Annotated in this window: 17 protein-coding genes; 14 read left to right on the top strand and 3 right to left on the bottom strand. The window is 55.0% G+C overall.

Annotation, left to right across the window (positions count from 1 at the left end):
- Positions 1 to 162: 162 nt before the first annotated feature.
- The 5 genes from ACH6EH_RS13075 to ACH6EH_RS13055 are packed head-to-tail and all read left to right on the top strand — an operon-like array spanning position 163 to position 5587.
- Positions 163 to 1032, top strand: coding sequence for an ABC transporter ATP-binding protein (locus tag ACH6EH_RS13075; protein WP_397332631.1), 870 nt, complete (start codon positions 163 to 165; stop codon positions 1030 to 1032).
- Complete coding sequence (locus ACH6EH_RS13070; protein WP_397332630.1) at positions 1025 to 3238, top strand: ABC-2 family transporter permease; 2214 nt, start codon at positions 1025 to 1027, stop codon at positions 3236 to 3238. The genes ACH6EH_RS13075 and ACH6EH_RS13070 overlap by 8 nt, the downstream gene beginning before the upstream one ends.
- Complete coding sequence (locus ACH6EH_RS13065; protein WP_397332629.1) at positions 3231 to 3905, top strand: RNA polymerase sigma factor; 675 nt, start codon at positions 3231 to 3233, stop codon at positions 3903 to 3905. Before ACH6EH_RS13070 ends, ACH6EH_RS13065 begins: the two co-directional genes overlap by 8 nt.
- The gene (locus ACH6EH_RS13060) at positions 3883 to 4731 is read left to right on the top strand and encodes a hypothetical protein (RefSeq protein ID WP_397332628.1); all 849 of its coding nucleotides are present in this window, start codon (positions 3883 to 3885) and stop codon (positions 4729 to 4731) included. The genes ACH6EH_RS13065 and ACH6EH_RS13060 overlap by 23 nt, the downstream gene beginning before the upstream one ends.
- Positions 4724 to 5587 (top strand): ATP-binding cassette domain-containing protein, encoded by an 864-nt coding sequence (locus ACH6EH_RS13055; RefSeq protein ID WP_397332627.1) that lies wholly within the window; start codon positions 4724 to 4726, stop codon positions 5585 to 5587. The genes ACH6EH_RS13060 and ACH6EH_RS13055 overlap by 8 nt, the downstream gene beginning before the upstream one ends.
- A 161-nt stretch (positions 5588 to 5748) precedes the next feature.
- On the opposite strand, the gene ACH6EH_RS13050 is transcribed toward ACH6EH_RS13055, so the two are convergent.
- Positions 5749 to 6621 carry a helix-turn-helix domain-containing protein gene (locus tag ACH6EH_RS13050; RefSeq protein ID WP_397332626.1) on the bottom strand — a complete coding sequence of 291 codons (873 nt, stop codon included), beginning with the start codon at positions 6619 to 6621 and terminating at the stop codon, positions 5749 to 5751.
- A gap of 129 nt (positions 6622 to 6750) precedes the next feature.
- Between ACH6EH_RS13050 and ACH6EH_RS13045 the strand changes: the two genes are divergently transcribed.
- The 6 genes from ACH6EH_RS13045 (at position 6751) to ACH6EH_RS13020 (ending at position 14588) form a co-directional block, all read left to right on the top strand.
- Positions 6751 to 8040: a Gfo/Idh/MocA family protein gene (locus ACH6EH_RS13045; protein WP_397332685.1), complete on the top strand. Its 1290-nt coding sequence runs from the start codon at positions 6751 to 6753 to the stop codon at positions 8038 to 8040.
- A gap of 127 nt (positions 8041 to 8167) precedes the next feature.
- Positions 8168 to 9460, top strand: coding sequence for a homocysteine synthase (locus tag ACH6EH_RS13040; RefSeq protein WP_138227017.1), 1293 nt, complete (start codon positions 8168 to 8170; stop codon positions 9458 to 9460).
- Positions 9461 to 9653: 193 nt separating this feature from the next.
- Positions 9654 to 10835 carry a hypothetical protein gene (locus ACH6EH_RS13035; protein ID WP_397332625.1) on the top strand — a complete coding sequence of 394 codons (1182 nt, stop codon included), beginning with the start codon at positions 9654 to 9656 and terminating at the stop codon, positions 10833 to 10835.
- A 295-nt stretch (positions 10836 to 11130) separates the two neighbouring features.
- Complete coding sequence (locus ACH6EH_RS13030) at positions 11131 to 13116, top strand: heavy metal translocating P-type ATPase (protein ID WP_397332624.1); 1986 nt, start codon at positions 11131 to 11133, stop codon at positions 13114 to 13116.
- Positions 13117 to 13345: 229 nt separating this feature from the next.
- Complete coding sequence (gene trxB / locus ACH6EH_RS13025; protein WP_397332623.1) at positions 13346 to 14287, top strand: thioredoxin-disulfide reductase; 942 nt, start codon at positions 13346 to 13348, stop codon at positions 14285 to 14287.
- Between the two features lie 61 nt (positions 14288 to 14348).
- Complete coding sequence (locus ACH6EH_RS13020; RefSeq protein WP_138227013.1) at positions 14349 to 14588, top strand: glutaredoxin family protein; 240 nt, start codon at positions 14349 to 14351, stop codon at positions 14586 to 14588.
- 127 nt (positions 14589 to 14715) lie between these two features.
- Here ACH6EH_RS13020 and ACH6EH_RS13015 read toward each other — a convergent pair whose 3' ends face one another.
- Positions 14716 to 14913, bottom strand: a complete 198-nt coding sequence (locus tag ACH6EH_RS13015) for a hypothetical protein (protein WP_138227012.1) — start codon at positions 14911 to 14913, stop codon at positions 14716 to 14718.
- A gap of 161 nt (positions 14914 to 15074) precedes the next feature.
- Positions 15075 to 16241 carry an ROK family protein gene (locus tag ACH6EH_RS13010; protein WP_397332622.1) on the bottom strand — a complete coding sequence of 389 codons (1167 nt, stop codon included), beginning with the start codon at positions 16239 to 16241 and terminating at the stop codon, positions 15075 to 15077.
- 207 nt (positions 16242 to 16448) lie between these two features.
- Between ACH6EH_RS13010 and xylA the strand changes: the two genes are divergently transcribed.
- The 3 genes from xylA to ACH6EH_RS12995 all read left to right on the top strand — a co-directional run bounded on the left by xylA (position 16449) and on the right by ACH6EH_RS12995 (position 21885).
- The gene (gene xylA / locus ACH6EH_RS13005; RefSeq protein ID WP_397332621.1) at positions 16449 to 17765 is read left to right on the top strand and encodes a xylose isomerase; all 1317 of its coding nucleotides are present in this window, start codon (positions 16449 to 16451) and stop codon (positions 17763 to 17765) included.
- Positions 17766 to 17820: 55 nt separating this feature from the next.
- Entirely contained in the window at positions 17821 to 19314 is a 1494-nt protein-coding gene (gene xylB, locus ACH6EH_RS13000; protein WP_397332620.1) for a xylulokinase, read from the top strand.
- Positions 19315 to 19527: 213 nt separating this feature from the next.
- Positions 19528 to 21885, top strand: a complete 2358-nt coding sequence (locus ACH6EH_RS12995; protein WP_397332619.1) for a YcdB/YcdC domain-containing protein — start codon at positions 19528 to 19530, stop codon at positions 21883 to 21885.
- Positions 21886 to 21997: the final 112 nt, after the last annotated feature.

Here is a 21997-nt window from a genome sequence, read left to right as displayed (position 1 = left end):
ATTCATGGATGTTACAGTTTAAAAATAAAAAAAGCTCTCGGGCTACAATTCGTGTATTTCGCTGTACCTTAAACTTTATCCCGGGTTGTATCGTTATAACTGTAAGAGTCCAGCACCGCTGTAAACTCGTGATCATACCGGGCACATGAGAAAGGAAATTCTATGATTAGCATTGAACACGTCTCCAAAACCTATCGCCGCGGCGCCTGGGCGCTGCTGGACATATCGGCTGTCTTCGGGACAGGCATGACCGGTCTGCTGGGACCTAACGGTGCCGGGAAATCCACGCTGATGCGGATCTTGGCAGGCCTGGCATCTCCTACCTCCGGGCAGGTGACGATACGCGGTATCCCGCTGAGCCGGCCGGAGGAAATCCGGCAGTCCATTGGGTATTTGCCGCAAAATTTTCAGGTATATCCGCAGATGACGGGAAGAGATTATCTGGATTATATTGCGTCTATGAAAGGGCTCAAGAGCCGAAAGGAGCGCACAGCAGAAGTATCGCGCCTGCTGGAGGTGGTGAACCTGAACAACCACAGCGATCAAAAAATGCGGACCTACTCCGGAGGCATGCGCCAGCGGATCGGCATTGCCCAGGCATTGCTCGGCTCACCGGATGTACTGATTGTGGACGAGCCGACATCCGGCCTGGATCCGCGGGAGCGTGTCCGCTTTAGGAACATGCTGACACGCTATAGCCTGAACCGGACGGTGCTGCTCTCCACACATATCGTGGCGGACATTCAGAGCAACTGTCATGAGGTGGCCGTGCTCCATGAAGGCTCTCTCATTATGGCAGGCAGCCTCGCAGAGCTGCAGGCATGCGGGCGTGGCTTTTTGTGGGAAGCCCGTATGAGCCATGGTGAGTATGAAGCTGCAGATCCTTCTCTGATTCTGTCGAGCCGGCAGGATGGGGAGCATATGATCTGCCGCATGATTCATGCAAGGCGGCCTTTCGCCGGCAGCGTCATGGTAGAGCCAGAGCTGGAGGAAGGTTATATTTCATTGCTGCGGAGGGAACGTCATGTATAAATGGCTACGGCAGTGCCAGCTGGAGCTCCGGCTGTTACTGGGCAATCCCTTGTTCCTGCTGCTCCCGTTAATCCTTGGACTGCTGTTTCTGCTCTATATGGATCAGCTTCCGTTCTCGCAGTACCAGGGAGTATTCAGGCAGCTGTATGAACGATATGCAATCGCCCACACGCTGTCGCTGGGTGTGGTTATGCTGCTCGGCATTCTTATGATTCGCCGGGATGTCCGCAAGCCTTCCTTCGAGTGGAACCGGAGCCTGCCGGTATCCTTCTCGCTGATGCTGTCGGCCAAATATGCCGTGGGCCAGCTGTACCTCCTGCTCTATACCTTGCCGGCGAATGCAGTCCTTTATTATGTATCGAGGACACAAGGAGTTGCAGCAGACATCGCAGGCAGATATTTTCTGCATTTCATGATACAGTCCGAAATTTCTTATCTGGTTACCCTGGCGCTGTCTATGCTGCTGGCGGTGTGGGTCGGCAATCGGGTCGTCTATCTCATCGGCTTTTGCGCCTGGATGTTTGGGACTTTTTTCATGGATATCTTTCTGATTGGACAGAATGGACTGGAGTTCCTGTCCACATTTCATCTCAATCAATTTTTCCTAAACAGCATGAATATGTCTTCTGAAGTGTGGGGCATTGCCCTGTATCGGAAGGAGCTGAATGCGTCCTGGCTCTTTGTGCTTGCCTTTACCTTGCTACTGCTGTCATTCAGCCTGCTGCTGCTGAACCGGAAACGTCCGACGCGTTATCTGGCCGGCTGGGCCTTGTTGACGGTGGCGTCCATACTGCTGGCGACCTCGGCATTCCGGCCATTCCTTGCCTTGTGGCAGGAGCGTTATGAGGTGTATGAGCAGCTTCTGGCAGACCCTACTTTGCTCTCAGCAAGTAATCCAGACAATTACAAGCCGGACTTTCATCCGGAGTATGAAATCACAAAATATGATATACATCTGCAAAGACAGCAGGATGACTCACTTCAGCTGACTGCAGTGCTCAGCATCCCGCCATCCAGCGGGGAGAGCCGGCAGGTGTTTCCGCTAACGCTGCATCGCAGCTTTCAGGTCGTCGATGTCAGCATCGAGAACCGCAAGGCTGAATATTACCGTCAAGGGGATCATCTGGACATCCTGCTGCCGGAGGGGGGCTCGGGGAAGCTGCAGGCTACGGTGAGCTATACCGGCAAGCCGAGAGATTATGTGCAGCAGCCGCCCTATAACCGCTCCTTGTTCAGCGTAGGCTGCGAGGTGAACCTTCCTTCCAATGCAGCCTGGTACCCGCTGCCGGGGGATCAGCCTATTTATTTTAAGAACGGCTTGAACTCCGTAGATTATAATCAGGCCATTGTGTACCGGCCGCTGATTTTGCCTCCCGCACAAATGTCGCTCACCCTGGAGGGGTATGCTTGTCCTGTATATGCCAGTATTCTGGAGACCGAGCGTAAGCCGGGGTATCAGCGATTTGAGGGAGAAGAGACGCGGGGCGTGGAACTGTATGGAAGCCGCGATCTGCTGGAGCTACCTAGCGACAAGGTTCCGGTGACGATAATTACGACGCCGTACGATCGGTTTTATGCGGAAGGGCTGCTGCAGTATTTGGAGACCCGATATGCCTACTTTGAGACGTGGGTGAAGGACCTGCGCACCAGGCGGGTTCAGATTATATATACAGACCACCCCTTTTATGTCGGCGGCGATCTGAAAGGTGATTTGATCATTTCTGCGAAGTATTATTATCAATATGATATAGAAAGCCTTCCCGGGGAATGGATGAATACGATATTGTTCGGGAATCAGGCAGGACTGAGAGAGGAAGGGCTGGAGCAAGAGCAGGACGTCCGTCATTTGATCAGCAGCTTGTTCTGGTATCTTTATTACAAAGAGGAAAAAGGCTTGAGTGACGCGGAGCTGAAGCATTCATACGGCTGGGCAAGATCCGTGCAGACCCTGCTTCATGAAGGGGATGAGAGCACCGATCCGAATCGGCTGGGTAACAAGCTGGCCGCGCAGGCGGCGAAAGCGATTCAAGACGGCAGAACAGAGCAGCTGAAGAGCCTGCTGAATGAGTTCTACCGCAGCGGCTTGAGGCTGCCGGGCAGAGAAGAAGCATATTACCAGCCGGAGGCTCCGGTGTCTTATAAACAATGGAATGAGAAATGGGATGAGATGATGTCGGTGCATGAGAGGGGGGAAGAGCTTGATTAGTGACCAGAAGCTGACCGAGCGGATGGCTGAGGGGGATCAGGAGGCGTTTGAGCTGCTGGTGTCCCGTTATCACGGGCCGCTGCTCAGCTATGCCTCCGGCCAGCTGGGCGACCGCGAAAAAGCACAGGATATGGTTCAGGAAACGTTTGTGCGCCTGATTCGCCATTTGCGCCGCCACGGGGCGCTGGAGCACGTCAAGGCCTGGCTGTACCGGGTGGTGCTCAATCTGTGTAGAGATTATTGGAAAAGCGCAGCGTACCGCTCCGAGAAGCTGCCTGCAGAGGAGCTGCCGGATGCCGCAGATGAAACGGCAGGGGCTCAGGAGCTGCTGGAGCGGCAGGAAACCTCCAGGGAGATTGCCGCTTCCCTTGCGGCACTTCCTGAGGTACAGCAAAATGTCATCTCACTTCGTTTCTTTCACGATATGAAGCTGCAGGAGATCTCGGGGTTGACCGGCCTGCCGCTCAGTACCGTCAAGACGCATTTATATAGCGGCCTACGTAAGCTGAAGAGCCTGATGGCCTCCCCCCGTTCCAGCGCTTCTGTCCCGGAGCAGGACGCCCAGGCTCCTCCTGCCTCCCCGTCTTGCGCTGACGCCCGGAAAGAGCATTCAAGAACAAAACCAGAAAGCGAGGTGTATTCCTATGGCTCCCATTACCGATCCTGAGCTGCAGCGTCTGGAGGACGAGCTGAGAGAGCCGCTAACCCGTGCCATTCAGCCGCCGCCGACACCGGAGGAAACATCGCAATTGATTTCATCGCTGCAAAGCGAATTTGACCTGCTGAGAATGAATAATGCAACAATCAAGCTGGCATTTAATGCGGAGGTGGAGCCGCCCTCGCTGAAGCAGCTGCTGCTAAATCAGCTGCGCCTGAATCAAAAGTCCATTTTGCTTGCGGCCGCCGCTGTGTTCTGTATGCTGGTGCTGCTGATCGATCCCCGTTCTGCGACAAGCGGGATGAACGGCATCCCCGGCGGCTACTTCCCGCTGGTGACGCCCCTCCTGCTGATGTCTTCCATGCTGTTCAGCAGCCGGACCCGGGACCGCGGTATGCGGGCTGTAGAGCATATTACGCCGTACCCCCCATCACTTGTCCTGTACAGCCGGCTGCTGTCCGTTACCGTCATGATTACAGGGCTGGGGATTCTCAGTACATTTTTGCTGGGACTGCGCGCGGCTTCTGTGGAATACTCCTATTTCCGGATGGGGCCGTTTCTGCTGGAATGGATGAGCGTGCTCCTGTTGACCGGCGGGGCGGCGATGTTCATGCTGTTCCGCAAGGGGATGGGATATGCTGTAGCTGCGGCGCTGTTTGCCTATATAGTCTGGATTGCTTTACTGACCGTGCTGACGATAGATAACGGGACGGCGATGTTGAAAATGCCTCTGGAGGTCCTGCTCCTTATCCTTGGAGGTGCGCTGCTGTACAAAGCCTACAGACAAAGCCTGAGGCCGCGCAGCTCCTTGAAGGGAGGCGCGGTTCATGATTGACATCGAGGGACTGGAGCGGAAGGCGGGAACATACCGGCTGGAGGTGGAGCGGGCCCAGATTCAGCGCGGTCTGAACCTGATTGTCGGAGCCAATGGAGCCGGCAAAACCACGCTGATGGAGCTGCTGACGACGCTGCGCTCTCCGGATGCAGGTAACATTCGGTATCAGGGCAGAAAGGCGGCAGACGATCTGCCGCTGGTCCGCAGCCAGATCGGATATGTCCCTGCAGACATCGAGCTGTACGGCGATATGAAGACCGGGAAGCTGCTGCGTTACCTGGCTGAGCTGAAGGGCGTGTATTCCCGGGAGGCTGTGAACCGATTCATACGGGATTTTCGATTGGAGCCTTACCAGCGAACGAAGGTGAAAAAACTGTCCCAAGGCATCCAGCGGCGGATTGCGGTCGTTCAGGCGCTGCTCGCGTCTCCCGCTTTTCTGTTTCTGGATGAGCCGCTGAATGGGATGGACGCCGAGGAACGCAAGTTCCTCATCACCTATTTAGCCCGCTATGCCAAAGGGGGGAGAACCGTTGTGGTGGCGGCTCACGAGCTGAACGAGTGGGAGGAGGCGGCAGATTACGTGACCTGGCTGCACCTTGGAAGCATCCGGTATTACGGTCCGGTAAGGACGTGGAAGCTGTGCGTTCCGTCGAGCGTATGGGAGGCCGAGGTGTCGCGGGAGCAGTTTGAGGGGATCGAGGAGCGCAAGCTGATCCATTTCCAAATGTCGCCCGGCGGCATAACGGTTCGCCAAATGGGACACACCGCGCCGGGGCCGGAATATCAGGAGAAGGAGCCGACGCTGGAGGACGCTTTTTTCCTGCATCTGGACGCGCTGGAGGAGAGCCGCTTCTGAGGCGAGGTGCAAATTGTACGCTGCAGGGTAAGAAACACGTACAACGACACCTTGAAGGGAGCGAGCTAAAAATGGAAGCTGCAGGACGAGCTGTTCAGGAGAAGGTGGCACTGGTTACCGGAGGATACCTCTCCTGAAGCCGGATACGGCTGGGGGAAGGTTCAGCGGAAGTCCGGCAGCTGATACTGCCGGCGGTATTCCCGGGGAGAGAGCTTGACCGTGCGCTTGAACATTTTGCCGAAGTGGGAAAAGTTCGAGAATCCGGACTGCCACGCGATATCCGTAATAGGAAGCTGACTTTCGCGCAGGAGCCGCTGGGCTTCCTGAATGCGAAGCAGATTAATGTAGTCGCTGAACGTGAAGCCGGTCGTCTGCTTGAACAATCGGCTGAGGTAGGACGGGCTGATGTCGTGAGCCTCGGCAACCTGTGTAAGCTGCAGCGGCTCGGCAAAGCGTTCATTCAAGTCCCGGACGATCTGCTGCATCGTGGGATGCAGCATCGGTTCAATATCCGCCGGCGTAACCGTGCTTGCTGCGACATTGCGCCAGGCGTGCAGCAGCAGCTCGGCCGTCCACTGTCGCAGCAGAAGCTCCCGTCCCGGCCGGGTATGCTCCATTTCCTCTACAATGCGCTCCACCAGGCTCCTTGCAGAATCACTGCCGAGGGCAGGCAGCCGCAGGATCGGAATGTCCCGCTCGAAGGGCTCCAGCAGCAGGCGGACCAGATGCGGTTCCAGGCTGCGGGCAAAAAGGTCAGGCTGCAGGTAGAATACGACTCGCTCGTGGTCTCCTCGCCCGCTGTCCAGCGTCTTGTGGAGCACATTCCGGTTTACATATACCAGATCGCCGGCCCGAATCCGGTAGGTCCGGTCCTTCATGAAATAAATCCGTTCCCCTTCAATAAGATAATACAGCTCATAATGGTCATGAATATGATCCGTAGCCATGGAGAAATAGCCCACCCGGCGGTCATACTCGATACTAAGCCAGCCGGATGGGTCCTGATAGCTGCCTTGAACCGGTGTTTTCATCATCTATACCGCCTCCCTTGTACACAGATTATAGCAAAATAAGCGGCATTTATGGACTTCAAAGCATAAAATGCGGAGATATAAATGCTTATTTGTTATAGTCTGAAGCTAATATAAGAGGAGGCGATCATGATGAGTACGAAGAAACGTTATGTGCAGGTAGGCACTGGAGGCCGGGCGGAGTTTTTTTATGGCGCGCTGGCAGAGCATTTTCAAGAACGCTCGGAGCTTATCGCTTTTTGTGATAGCAACAAGACTCGGATGGTGTATGCCAATCGGCTGCTGAAAGAGAAATACAACCATCGTGAAATTCCTATGTATACGGCAGATCAGTTCGACCAGATGATTCAGGAGCATAAGCCGGATTATGTGATCGTGACCAGCGTAGACCGGACCCATCATCGTTACATTATCCGCGCCATGGAGCTTGGCTGTGATGTAATCACGGAGAAGCCGATGACAGTGGATGAAGAAAAGTGCCAGGAAATTGTGGACGCCTCTAAAAGAACGGGCCGCAACATCCGCGTTACCTTTAACTACCGCTACGCTCCCCACCACACTAAGGTGCGTGAGCTCATTCAGGAGGGAACCATCGGTAAAGTAACCTCGGTTCATTTCGAATGGCTGCTGAACACCCAGCACGGTGCGGATTACTTCCGCCGCTGGCACCGGGACAAGCGCAACAGCGGAGGACTGCTGGTTCATAAATCTACACATCACTTCGACCTCGTAAACTTCTGGATCGGTTCTCAGCCGCAAACCGTCTTTGCATTTGGCGACCTTATGTTCTACGGTAAAGAAAATGCGGAAGAGCGCGGGGTGACCGAGTTCTATAACCGGGCAACCGGCAGCCCGGCTGCAAAGGATGATCCGTTCGCGCTTCATTTGGATTCCAATGACCATTTAAAGGCCATGTACCTCGACGCCGAAGAAGAGGACGGATATCAGCGTGACCAAAGCGTATTCGGTGACGGGATTAACATCGAAGACACGATGGGCGTCATCGTTCAATATCGCAACAAAGCGATTCTGACGTATTCTCTCGTGGCTTATCAGCCATGGGAAGGCTACCGTCTGGCGATCAACGGCACGAAGGGCCGGATTGAAATGTCTATTGTCGAGCAGTCCTACGTGAACTCGGGCGGCGACAAGAAGCTTGAGGGCGCCTTAAAGGGCAAGACGCTCACCGTACTGCCTATGTTCGGCGCACCGTACGAGGTTGAAGTTGAAGAGAAGGAAGGCGGCCATGGCGGCGGGGACCCTGTCCTGCTGAATGATCTGTTCGGAGAGCCGGCGGAGGATAAGTTTCAGCGTGCGGCGGACCAGATTGACGGTGCCAGATCCATTCTGACCGGGATCGCCGCGAACAAGGCCATTGCTACCGGCCTGCCGGTACATGTGGATCAGCTTGTAAAATTTTAAGACCGCTTTTTAATTCCGATGAAAATAATAGGATTTGACTCTTTTCAAATGATGGAAAGTATGAGAGAATGGGAGAAATTCTCACTGTACTCATGATTTTCATTGTAAACAAGGGAGGAAATACCTAATGTCAGAGCAACGCAAGCTGTCTATTGAAACCCTGGCGGTACACGCCGGACAGGAGATTGATCCCACGACGATGTCGCGGGCAGTTCCGCTGTATCAGACCACGTCCTACGGCTTTCGTGACAGTGATCACGCCGCCAATCTGTTTTCATTGAAGGAATTCGGCAATATTTACACCCGGATCATGAATCCGACCACGGATGTATTCGAGCAGCGGATCGCTGCACTGGAAGGCGGAGCCGGAGCCCTGGCTACAGCGTCCGGACAGGCGGCGATCACCTTCTCCATCCTGAACATTGCCGGTGCCGGAGATGAAATCGTATCGGCTTCGAGTCTGTACGGAGGCACATACAACCTGTTCTCGACGACGCTTGCGAAGCTGGGCATCAAGGTCCATTTCGTAGACTCCTCAAATCCAGACAATTTCCGCAAGCATATCAATGAGAACACGAAGGCACTGTACGCCGAGACGATTGGCAATCCGCAGGGCAACGTGCTGGACATTGAAGCGGTTGCAGCGATTGCGCATGAGCACGGTATTCCGCTGATCGTGGACAACACATTCCCAAGCCCGTATCTGCTCCGTCCGATTGAGCATGGCGCAGACATCGTGGTTCATTCCGCAACCAAGTTCATTGGCGGCCATGGCACGTCCATTGGCGGGATCATTGTGGACAGCGGCAAATTCAACTGGGCCGAAAGCGGCAAGTTCCAAGGCTTGACTGAGCCGGACCCGAGCTATCATGGCGTGGTGTACACGGAAGCGGTAGGACCGCTGGCATACATCATCAAGGCCAGAGTACAGCTGCTGCGTGACATCGGTGCGTCCATCTCGCCGTTCAATTCCTGGATGCTGCTGCAAGGCTTGGAAACCTTGCATCTGCGTATGGAGCGTCATAGCGAGAATGCCAAGAAGGTTGCTGAATTCCTGGAGCAGCATGATGCGGTTGAATGGGTCAGCTATGCGGGATTGGCAAGCCATCCTTCCTACAGCCTGGCTCAGAAATATTTGCCTAAAGGCCAGGGCGCGATCCTGACCTTCGGCATCAAGGGTGGAACCGAAGCGGGCCGCAAGGTCATTGAGAACGTGAAGCTGTTCTCTCACCTGGCGAACGTCGGTGATTCCAAGTCACTCATTATTCATCCTGCCAGCACGACACATCAGCAGCTGACGGCTGAAGAGCAGGTGGCGGCAGGCGTTAATCCGGAGCTGCTTCGGATTTCCGTGGGTACGGAGTCCATTGATGATATCTTGTATGATCTGGAGCAGGCACTGGCTGCAAGCCAGGCGTAAGCTGACATTATCATTACACAATATGACCAAGACCCATCAAGCATGGTGAACAACCGCTTGATGGGTCTTTTTGCGCGCAGGTTCATCTTCAGAAAGATGGGGGAAAGCCGTATATTTTGGGGCCCGGGACAATAATCTGGTATGGAGGCGGCAGCATGAATACGATACCATTCACGAAAAGGGGTAGAGTCTCATGACAGAAGCGAAACGGACACAAGGTGCCGAGCAAGGGAAGCGCTTTTATGATCGGTTTGCCCGAAAGGAATGGGAGCGTAATTCCGGGCAGGGACTCGATCTGACCGGGCTGGGAGAGCTGGCAGCCGGCAAGGGTGTCACGCATGAGGAGGCTTTACTGCTGCTGGCTCAGCCTGATGATATAGAGTCGATCCTCGCCCAGAGGCTGGGCGCAGCCTCCAGCGATGAAGCTTCACTGCAGCGTCTGCTGGGCTGGAGTGACGGCCAGCGCCGCCTGCGGGTGACGAGCCGCGCGGACTCCGTGGCCAGGGCTTGCGCCGGTCTCCAGCGGGGGGCTCAGGGCATTGGCTTGCTCCGGGGTGAAGAGCTGCTGCGGGACGAAAGCCTGCTGGCCGTGTATGAGGCATGGCTCTCATGCACGGAGGACGAGGAGGAAAGAAAGCTCAAGCGTGGACGCTTGGTGTATTTATGGACAGAGGCTTGGATCAGACTGCTTCAGGCCGCAGACGGCAAGCCTTGCTCCGTCAGTCTCGCCTGGGATGCCCGGCAGGCTGCAGCTCCGGAGGAACGGTTAGCCCTTCAGGATGTGCAGCTGGAGGCCATGTTTCGCGCTATGATCCGATGTGATCAGGAGGAGATTCCCTTTGAGCTTGCGCTGCTGGCGCTGTGGCCGATGCAGGAGGAAGAATGGCTGGCCGTATATGATTTCATTGAGGAAGTGGGCCGGCAGACGCTTGGAGCATGGTGGCCGGAAGCGCATTGTAAGGTAGGCGCCTTGCTGCACCCCGATGTGCGGCCTGTTGATGCTGCCGGCATTGCGCGTTCTGCAGATCTGGTCGTCATGGATATAGAGAGCGCATCGCGATTTCATCTGCTGCAGGAGCAGCAGCCGCTGGGAGGGCCTGCCCGCATGATAGAGCTGGAGGAGCCCGTCAGCGATTGGGGCGGTCCGGCGCTGCAGTGCTCCCGGCTGGAGGAGATTGTAGATACCATGCGCAGCATCAAGCCGGAGCTGGACATCCGCGCCGGGGGGGATATCCGGCCGGCCGATTTAAGAGCGGTGTATCGGCTGGGGATGAACGAGGTATGCTGTGACCCGGAATGGCTGACGGCCGTCAGACTCACCGGGTATCGCCTGGAAGCCAGTCAGCAGTCTGCCGCCTCGGCCGATGAGGCTTGACAGCAGGCTGCGGAAGGAAGACAGCGTATATATGCGTCGCGGGCCTAACTTAAGGCAGCGGCGCTTTTTTGCGTGCAAAAAATATATTTTAAAAATTAGGCGGAAGAGAGTTTACAACGAGGGGGGATCGGGGTAATATAAGTCTATAAAGTTGCACTTAGGAAAATAAATTGTACTAAGTCAAAAATGATTATCATTCTCAATTAGTATGCTGCTCCGGCCTAGCCGGGGCAGCATACGTCATTTTCAGGGCAATAAGAATGGATCTCATTCTCAAGTACAGGAGGTAATGAAGATGGAATGGACTCAAAGTAGAGGGGCACGTACACAATCACTGGCGCATCGCCAGGAGGGCCCTGAGCGCCCGAATTCCGGCGGCAAATGGGATCTTGCAAGCCTGCTTCGCAATCCCGAGGTGCTGGCCGCGCTGGGAAGCGGGGTGCTCATGCTCACAGCCTGGGCGGTCAGTTCCTGGTCGGAATGGATTTCTGTCATTCTGTATGTCATTTCCTATACAGCGGGCGGCTGGATCAAGGCGAAGGAAGGCGTGGAGACGCTGATCAAGGAGCGGGATCTCGACGTCAACCTGCTCATGATCGCAGCCGCGCTCGGTGCAGCAGCCATTGGCTATTGGAATGAAGGGGCTATGCTGATCTTCATTTTCGCGATGAGCGGAGCCTTGGAGAGCTATACGATGGAGCGGAGCCGTAAGGACATTTCCTCCCTGATGGAGCTGCAGCCCGAGACGGCGCTGCGCCTTGAAGGAGGAAGCATGGTGGAGGTTGCTGTCGGCAAGCTGGAGATCGGGGATTTGATTCTGGTGAAGCCGGGCGAGCTGATTCCGGCAGACGGCAAGGTTTATCGGGGAGGGTCCTCTGTCAATCAGTCCTCCATTACCGGGGAATCGGTTCCTTTGGAAAAAAGCGTGGGAGACGAAGTATTTGCCGGAACGCTGAATGGCGAAGGTGTGCTCTATATTGAAGTGACTCAATCTGCTGAAGCTACTGTATTTGCGAAGATTGTGAAGCTTGTCGAGGAGGCGGAGAATGAGGTTCCGCAGTCCGAGCGCTTTATCAAGCGGTTTGAGGCTATTTATGCCCGTGTGGTCGTGGGAGTCACCGCCGGTATCCTTGCGCTGGCTCCGCTGGCAGGGTGGGACTGGGACACTTCCTTCTATAAAGCCATGGTCTTTCTCGTTGTCGCATCTCCTTGTGCATTGGTATCGTCCATAATGCCAGCTATGCTGTCAGCCATCTCGAACCGGGCCCGTAAAGGCGTACTGTTCAAAGGAGGAGCGCATATCGAGAACATGGCCAAGACATCCGTCGTTGCCTTTGATAAGACCGGAACCTTAACGATGGGGTCACCGGTGGTGACGGATTTCGTGGCTGGCAGCGGAATGAGCCGGGAAGAGCTGCTGGGCATCAGTGCATCTGTAGAGAGCATGTCGAAGCATCCGCTGGCCCAAGCGGTCGTTGCCAAGGCGTCTGCGGAGGGGGTTGCACTGCAGCCTGTAGAGAACGCGGAATCCATAACGGGCTGGGGAATGCAGGGTACCGTGCAGGGTACAGCATGGAGAATTGGAAAAAGCGACGTGCTTGACGGGGACGCTCTTACCCTGGATGCTCACTCGGTACGAAATGGAGAACCGGACTGGCGGGAGCTTCGCCGCAGCCTGGAAGAGGAGGGCAAGACCGTCTCAGTCATTCTTCGTGACGGACAGATGGCCGGTATGATCGGATTGCAGGATGCGGTACGTCCGCAGGCGGCGGCTGCCGTCAAGCGGCTGCAGAGCATGGGAATCCGGGTCGCGATGCTGACCGGAGACCGCAAGGCGACAGCAGATGCCATCGCGCGCCAGATCGGCGTTGATCTGGTCTTCTCTGACCTGCTGCCAGAGGATAAGGTCAAGCATGTTCGGGCGCTGCGGGAGCAGCACGGACATGTCGTCATGGTCGGGGACGGTGTCAATGACGCTCCGGCGCTGGCCACAGCTACGGTAGGCATCGGCATGGGGATTTCGGGAAGCGGAACAGCCCTTGAGGTATCCGATGCGGTGCTGATGAATGACAACATTGAGGAAATTGCCTCCACCGTCAAAATCGCACGCCGCGCCGCAGCCATTGTGAAGCAGAACATGGTCTTTGCCGTAACGGTCATTCTGACCCTGATATCTGCCAACTTTATTCAGGGCGTTGCCCTGCCGCTGGGCGTGATCGGTCATGAAGGCAGTACCATTCTCGTGATTCTAAACGGACTGCGGCTGCTTCGAGCGAAATAAAATGGGAATGATTGCCCCGTTTCTCTCCAACAAGCCTGCCTGTATGATCCTGATAACGGGATCATACAGGCAGGCTTGTTTGCTAGATGGAGAGGAATGAAGAGCCATGGTAATTATTTCTTTTGATACCGGTCTCGGGTGTTGACAGATTCTTCGGAATTAATCATAATAAGTATCAGTTTATAATGATTATAAATAAGTGATTTAGAGATACAGGAGGGAACCTTATATGTATAAATCCATTATTATCGGCACCGGTCCTGCCGGCCTGACCGCTGCCATTTATCTTGCCCGTGCTAACATGAGCCCGCTCATCATTGAAGGCCCTCAGCCCGGCGGTCAGCTGACGACCACGACCGAGGTGGAGAACTTCCCAGGCTTCATCGACGGCATTCAAGGGCCGGAGCTGATGGACAATATGCGCAAGCAGGCGGAGCGCTTCGGTGCTGAATTCCGCACAGGCTGGGTCAACAGCGTCGATACCGGCCAGCGCCCCTTCAAGCTGAACGTGGAAGGAATGGGAGAGCTTGAAGCGGACACCCTGATCATTTCTACAGGCGCTACCGCAAAGTATTTGGGCATTCCGGGAGAAGAGGAGAATGTGGGCCGCGGTGTCAGCACCTGCGCAACCTGCGACGGCTTCTTTTTCCGCAATAAAGAAATTATCGTGGTTGGCGGCGGCGATTCCGCGCTGGAGGAAGCGAACTTCCTGACCCGCTTTGCCTCCAAGGTGACTCTGGTTCACCGCCGCGATGAGCTGCGCGCGTCCAAGATTATGCAGGACCGTGCAAGAGCCAATCCGAAGATTCAATGGGCGCTAAACCGTACTCCGCTGGAGGTGGTTGCAGGCGAGCATGGTGTTACCGGTCTCAAGCTTCGCAACAATGAAACCGGAGCCGAGGAGGTTCTGAACGCAAGCGGTGTGTTCGTAGCGATCGGCCACCACCCGAATACCGGCTTCCTGAACGGCCAGCTGACGACAGATCCGAACGGCTACATCGTCACCAACCCTGGCACGTCGGAGACGAACGTACAAGGCATTTTCGCTTGCGGCGATGTGCAGGATACCCGCTACAGACAGGCCATTACGGCAGCCGGCAGCGGCTGTATGGCAGCGATGGACTGCGAGAAATATATCGAAAGCCTGGAACATCAGGCGGTTGTGATTTAAACTGGAGAAGATCCGGGTAGTGATTACGGATGACTAAATCTTTGACTGAGGTGATACAGACATGGCAAACGCAATTGTATACACATCCAGCAACTGTCCTCATTGCAAGCAGGTTAAAGGATATCTGACCGAGCAGGGGGTTGAATTCGAAGAGCGCAACATCGAGACGAATGACGAGTTTGCTCAGCAGGTTTGGGATATGGGCGTACGTGCAGTACCGCTCACCGTCATCGGCGAGCACCGCATTCTCGGGATGAACAAGCTCCAGCTGAACAAGGCGCTGGCACCGGCAGAAGGTTAAGTAACAGGCTCTAAACATAAAGACATGGCATTGTGCGGGGGAATCCCGCCTGTGGCCATGTCTTTATTCGTTTTCGTTTATGGGTGGTAAGAAGGTTGCCTGATCATCAGGCCGTAATTCAGGTGATTCAGGTCATCAATGAGGTTACGAGCGTAAACACCACGTAGGAGCTGACACCGGCACCCATGAGAATAAAGCCCGTCCGCTTTTTCCCTTGAAAAAACTTCATGATCGCCAGACTGAACAGCGGCGCAATGACGAGCAGGAACAGCATAACCGTCAAGAACAGCCCGCCGTCGATTTCAGACGTATTGACATAAGTCATCGTAGCTCTCTCCCTATACTACAGCGAAATTAAGATGGCATAAGCTTGCCTCAATCTCTATATTATAACGGAAATATGAAACATTATCTGCAGCTCCCAGCCACAAAATAAGGCGGTTTTGGATCATTTGGCCTGCTCACCATAGCCAACTAGCTGCTGGCTCAGAGAGTGCTGACGCGAACCGGCCCCAGAAACTGCGATACGGCTAAATATGCAGCACCGATTACGGTAGAGCGGCTGCCGAGCTCGGCAAAGGTAATCTCCATCCGTTCCCGGTGGTAAGGCAGCGTTCTCTGCGCGACGACCTCCTCCAGTGCGGAAGAAATCCAGGGACGTGCATCAGCGAGCGGGCCGCCAATGACTACACGCTGTGGATTGAAGCTGTTGACCAGATTCGTAATGCCGATCCCCAGGAAGCGGCCAATGCCGGCAAACAGGGAGATGACATCCTTATCTCCCGCGTGCGCCAGATCGGCGAGCTGCCGCGTGCGGTGTGACGGCAGGGGCGGAGACGCCTGAGTATAGGCCTTCTCCGAGGCGTACAGCTCCCAGCAGCCGCGATTGCCGCAGGAGCATGCCATGCCGTCTGCCTCAATGCTCATATGACCGGTTTCTCCGGCATAGCCCCTGGCGCCCTTGTACAGCTCTCCATGGATCATGATGCCAGAGCCGATCCCGCTGCCGGCACTGATATACAGCACATGCTCGGCATCCCGTCCCGCACCGAAGCGGAATTCTCCCTGCGCTCCTGCATTGGCCTCGTTATCGATCGTGACACTCACGCCGATTTCCTCTTCTAGCCGCTGCTGCAGCGGCACCATTTCCCAGCCCAGGTTGGGGGCAAACAGAATGTTGCCCTCGCCGTCTACCATCCCCGGCACCCCGACGCCGACCCCCACGACGCCATAGGGAGAAGGCGGAGCTTCGTGCATCAGTGCTTTAATCAGGGTGGTCATGGATTTCAGCACGAAGTCGAGATCATGACGCTCCAGCTGCTCCTCGCGTTCAAAGAGTATATTTCCTTCCAAATCCGTCAGCACCCCGATCATCTGCGATAAGCGGATCTCAATGCCGACGGCGGAGCCGGCGCGGCCGCTAAACAGCAGGAGCCGGGGCTTGCGGCCGCCGCTGGATTCACCCGGACCGATCTCCTCTACCAGATGATGATCACACAGCTCCTGAACCAGATTGGATACGGTGGCCTTGTTCAGCCCGGTAATCGTGGATACTTTCGCCCGGGAGAGGGGGGCGTGCCGCATAATCGTGTTCAGTACGATCGACCTGTTGATTTTTTTGACCAGCGCCTGGTCACCTGTAATGCTCGTCATTGTCCAAACCATCCTTCACGCTTCTCTTCCGAAATGCTTCATAATCTCCTAGTCTAGGGCGATCTCCTCAAAAAAGCAACCGCCTTCTCCCGCACATGACCCTTTAAAAAATACTTTGTTTAACCAATAGACAAAGTAGGAGTCCTTATGCTAGGATAACGGTGAAAGCGGTAACGACTTTGAGCTGAATAAGGGAGGATCTTATCCATGGCCTATTTTAACCAAGTAAACAAGATTGAATTTGAAGGCAGTAAATCCACAAATCCATATGCGTTTAAATTTTATAATCCAACAGAGATCGTAGCGGGCAAGACGATGGAGGAGCATCTGCGCTTTTCCATGGCATATTGGCACACCTTGACGGCAGGCGGCTCGGACCCGTTCGGGGCTGACACCGCGGTACGTCCGTGGGACGGACTGAAGGGGCTGGATCTGGCCAAGGCTCGCGTAGAAGCCGGCTTTGAATTCCTGGATAAGATGAACCTGCCTTACTTTTGCTTCCATGATATAGACATTGCGCCAGAGGGCAGCAGCCTGCGTGAGTTCTACAGCAATATTGACACGATTGTGGATTCCATCGAAGAGCATATGAAGGCAAGCGGCAAGAAGCTGCTGTGGAACACGGCGAACATGTTCAGCAATCCGCGCTTTATGCATGGGGCGGGCACAACCTGCAATGCAGACGTTTATGCTCACGCAGCGGCACAGATCAAGAAAGGGCTTGAGGTCGGCAAACGCCTGGGCGCCGAAAACTACGTATTCTGGGGCGGCCGTGAAGGCTATGAGACGCTGCTGAATACGGATATGGGCCTGGAGCTGGACAACCTGGCCCGCCTGTTCCACATGGCTGTGGACTACGCGAAGGAAATCGGCTTCGACGCCCAATTCCTGATTGAGCCGAAGCCGAAGGAGCCGACGAAGCACCAGTATGATTTTGATGCGGCGACAACGATTGCGTTCTTGCAGAAGTATGGTCTGGAGAAGCATTTCAAGCTGAACCTGGAAGCGAACCATGCGACACTGGCAGGCCATACGTTCGAGCATGAGCTTCGGGTAGCGCGCATCAATGGCATGCTGGGCTCGCTGGATGCCAATCAGGGCGATATGCTTATCGGCTGGGACACGGATGAATTCCCGGTTAACATTTATGATGCAACACTGACGCTGTACGAGGTGCTGATGAATGGCGGTCTGGGCCGCGGCGGCGTAAACTTCGATGCGAAGGTGCGTCGTCCGTCGTTTGAGTATGAGGATCTGTTCCTGGCCCATATTGCCGGAATGGACACCTATGCCAAGGGATTAAAGGTGGCAGCAAAGCTGATTGAGGACCGTGTGTTCGAGGACTTTATTGAAAAGCGCTACAGCAGCTTCCAGGAAGGCATCGGTGCGGACGTTGTGGCGGGTAAGGCTACACTCGCGTCGCTCGCCGAGTATGCTCTTCAGAACGAGAAGCCGCGCAGAAATGAATCCGGTCGCCAGGAAATGCTGAAGGGCATCCTGAACCAGTACATTTTGGCAGACTAATCAGAGACTTGTATCGTAATGACGATGCAAGGATGGTCAGGAGAGGAGTTAGGCAATGAGTTACGTCATTGGAGTAGATCTCGGCACCAGTGCGGTGAAGACCGTGCTGGTCAACCGCAGCGGCGAGGTGGTAGCGGAGCATTCGGAGAGCTATCCACTTAGCCAGCCGAAGCCCGGCTACAGCGAGCAGCGGCCGGAGGATTGGGTAGACGCGACAGTGATCTCTTTAAAAAAGCTGATGCACGTCTCACAGGCCGCACCGGAATCCGTAGAAGGATTGAGCTTCTCAGGACAGATGCACGGACTGGTGCTGGTTGACGGGGAAGGCGCCGTGCTGCGCCCGGCTATCCTGTGGAATGACACCCGCACGACGCAGCAGTGCCGCAGGATCGAGCAGCAGCTTCAGGGCCGTCTGCTGGACATCGCCCGAAACCGCGCGCTGGAAGGCTTTACTCTTCCGAAGCTGCTGTGGGTGCAGGAGCAGGAGCCGGATATATTCGCCCGGGCAGTCCAGCTGCTTCTCCCGAAGGATTATGTGCGTTTCCGGCTCACAGGTCAGTACGCCATGGATTATTCGGATGCAGCCGGTACGCTGATGCTGGATGTCGCCGGCAGAAGCTGGAGTAAAGACATTCTGGATGCCTTCAATCTGCCGGAAGAGCTGTGCCCGCCTCTGGTGGAATCATTTCAGCATTGCGGTACCCTGCTGCCAGAGATCGCAGAGCAGTCCGGTTTACTGTCCTCCACCTCTGTATATGCCGGGGGAGCCGACAATGCCTGCGGGGCGCTGGGCGCCGGGATTCTGGAGGAGGGCAAGACTATGTGCAGCATCGGCACATCGGGCGTCATCCTGTCCTTTGAGGAGCGGCGGGATGTCGATCTGGAGGGCCGGGTTCACTTTTTCAATCATAGCGAGCCGGATGCATTTTATGTGATGGGAGTTACACTCGCGGCCGGCTACAGTCTGGACTGGTTCAAAAAAACATTCGCGCCCGGCATCTCCTTCCAGGAGCTGTTAAGCGGTGTAGAAGCCGTGCCTGCCGGCAGCAGCGGACTGCTCTTTACGCCTTATATCGCAGGCGAACGAACACCGCATCCCGATGCAGAGATTCGCGGCAGCTTTATCGGGATGGATGTCAGCCATAAGCTTCCCCATTTCACACGTGCCGTGCTGGAGGGGATTACCTTTTCGCTCCGGGAGTCTGTAGAGCTGCTGCGAGCCTCGGGCAAGGACGTGAATACCATCATCTCTATCGGGGGTGGAGCGAAGAATGAGGTCTGGCTTCAAATGCAGGCCAATATTTTTAACGCTGAGATCGTAAAGCTTGCAAGTGAGCAGGGACCGGCGATGGGAGCGGCGATGCTGGCTGCGTACGGCAGCGGCTGGTTTCCGAGCCTGCAGGCCTGCGCTGAAGAGTTCCTGCAGGAAGCGGTGCGTTATACGCCGCAGCCTGAAGTCGTGGAGAAGTACGAGGAGCTGTTCAAGCTATATCAGGATGTATATCCACAAACCCAAAGCCTCAGTGCTGCACTGGCGAAGCATCGGTAGCAGCACGCTATAGCAATCCCCCCTTAACGGCTGAGGCCGGAGAGGGGGGATTTGCTTTTTACGTCAGGAAGATGAGACTCAAATCTGTGTTAGCTGAAGAAAGGAGGCCTTTTTAAGACCAGAGTCATAAGGAAGCAAGATTCCTAGTATGGTATAATCTGTAATGTTAGTAAAAACATATGGATCGCCATATGATCGAAGGGAGCCAAACTATTGAAGTCATCGACACGTTCAAAGAAGGCAATGGCCGTGACGTCTACCGCCTGTGCTCTGGCCGCCATGTTATGTATATCTCCGGCAGCATGGGGAGCGGAGGCTATCGATCCGGATGTAAAGGCCAGGCTGGCCCAAGCGGCCGGAGAGCTTCCCGCTGCAGGTCAAAAGACCCTGATTGGAAGTACAGAGCTGCCAGAGGGAGCGAAGATTTCATCCGCACAGGCGGAGCAGCGTGTCCATAAGCTGTTCCCGGTGACAAGCCGGGCCAAGCTGGTGCAATCCAGCTTTCGCGAGGAGAAGTCATTAGGGGAGGTGGTGATCTGGGATCTGCAATTTGACTATCAGCTGGGTACTTACGGCACAGGCTTTCATGCCTCTGTAAATGCCGTTACGGGGGATGTCATTTCTATACATATACCCGAGCGGCTGTTCAGCACCTCCGAGAATCAGACGGCATTAAGCCGGCAGCAGGCAGAACAACAAGCCAAGGCGTGGATACAAAGCCATTTTCCGGATGTGGATACCAAGCAGCTTACTTCTCACCATCCAGGCTACGGCATGGAGGCGTTGTTCTCTCCGGTAAATTATTATTTTCAATATAAAGGTTCATATAACGGCATTCCATCAGACGGGGATATGCTCAGTCTCAGTGTGAATGCAGAAGGCAGCATTACTTCCTTTAATCGCTACAATACCGCTGTCAAGCCGAAGGTGACGAAGCCGGGCATTACAGCCGAGCAAGCGCGTGAGCAGCTGGAGAAGCAATTTGGGCTGGAGCTCGTCTACATGCCGGAGAAAATGCAGCATTATCGCAGCCGGACCACTCCGGAGTATTATCTGGCCTGGGCACCGGGTGACCAGTCCATGTCTGCGATTGACGCCGCTACCGGCAAGCCCATGGATTATACAGGCAAGCAGATGACCGATCCCGCAGTGCAGCCAACACCGGTAACAAGCAAGAAGGCCCCGTTCAAGCCGGCAGTGAAGCCGCTTTCGAAAGCGGCCGACGCGACCACAATTTTGAATGAACATTTTGACATTCCGAAGGATTACAAGCTGCAGAGCAGCTCCCTGGGAGAGAGCTATCATAACGGCAGGCAGGTATGGAGCTTAAGCTACAGTCCATCATCTCAATTCATGGGAACCCATCTGTCAGCAGAGGTGGACGCCGCAACAGGACAGATTTATTCGATGAATGAACATCGGTATCATGAGCTCGGTGACTCCAAGCCGCAGACCACCTCGGCCAAGCTCACGAAGGCGCAGGCCCAGCAGCAGGCGATGGACCTGGTCATGGAGATCGTTCCGAATGCCGCGGCTGAATACAAGCTGACCGAGATCAGGGCTATGGAGAGCACATTCCCGGGTCAGGCGTATTATTATGTAACCTTTACCCGATATGCCGGCGAGATAAAAATTTGGGGTGAATCCATTACGGTTGGCATTGATGCTGAAGGCAAGGTAAGTAACTATCATTTCCGCTCCAATGTGGAGCTGAAGGAGCTGCCGGTGGCATCCAAGCCTAACGTGACCCAGGATCAGGCAAGAAAGGCTTATCTGGAACAAATTCAGCTGATGCTGAAATTTATCCAGTATGGAGGCTACACCAGCCCGACCGGTCATGAGCCGCTTTCGTTAAAGCTGGCATATGCGCCGAGCTACGGACAGAATGAGCTTTACACGATGAAGATGATCGATGCGGTGACGGGCAAATGGCGCAATGGCGGGTATTACTATGGAAATAGCGAGTCTTCAGAAGGTTTCAATGCGGTAGATATTGAAGGGCACGCCTCCCACAAGGCACTGGAGAAGCTGCTGGAGTTCCGCGTGCTGGTCCCGGATGAGCAGAACAAGGTGTATCCGGATCAACAGATCACCACGGGAGAATGGTTCGACATGGCAGCGCGGTCGCTGAGCCCGGATTATGAGGGTTCTAGCATCGGAATGTATGATCCGTTTCCGTACGGCAGCCTGCAGCCGGAATCCAAATATTATGAAGCGGTATACTTGATGGTGTCCCGGGACTGGCTACCGCGTGAAGCCTCGCCTTCATTTAGTGTGGAGGGCAAGCTAACGCGGGATGAGCTCGCTGTGCTGCTGATGAAGATGCTGAAGTATGACAAGCTGGCTGAAGCCTTTGGCGCCTCGGATGTGGACGCGGGTACGGCAGACGTCTCACAAATCAAGCATCCGGGAGCGGCACTGTTCGCCGTGAAGCTGAACCTGCTGCCGCTGCGGGACGGCAAATTCCTGCCGAATCAGGTCGTAACGCGCGCTGAAGCTGCGGAGGTGCTGGTCAAGCTGGCTGACCTGAGAGGCAAGAGCGATAATTTCCTGAATCATATGAACTATTAGATCTGCACGAACCCCTTGCTCTTATTCCACATAGGCGCCCATGAAACCGCTCCTTGTCTAGATGGCAGGCTTAGTCACTTCCATCCTAACCAAGAGCGGTTTCTTTGTGTTG

The sequence above is a fragment of the Paenibacillus sp. JSM ZJ436 genome, assembly GCF_044383795.1.
GTDB classification, from domain to species: Bacteria; Bacillota; Bacilli; order Paenibacillales; family Paenibacillaceae; genus Paenibacillus_AQ; species Paenibacillus_AQ algicola.
This window is presented reverse-complemented; position numbering and strand designations above follow the sequence as displayed.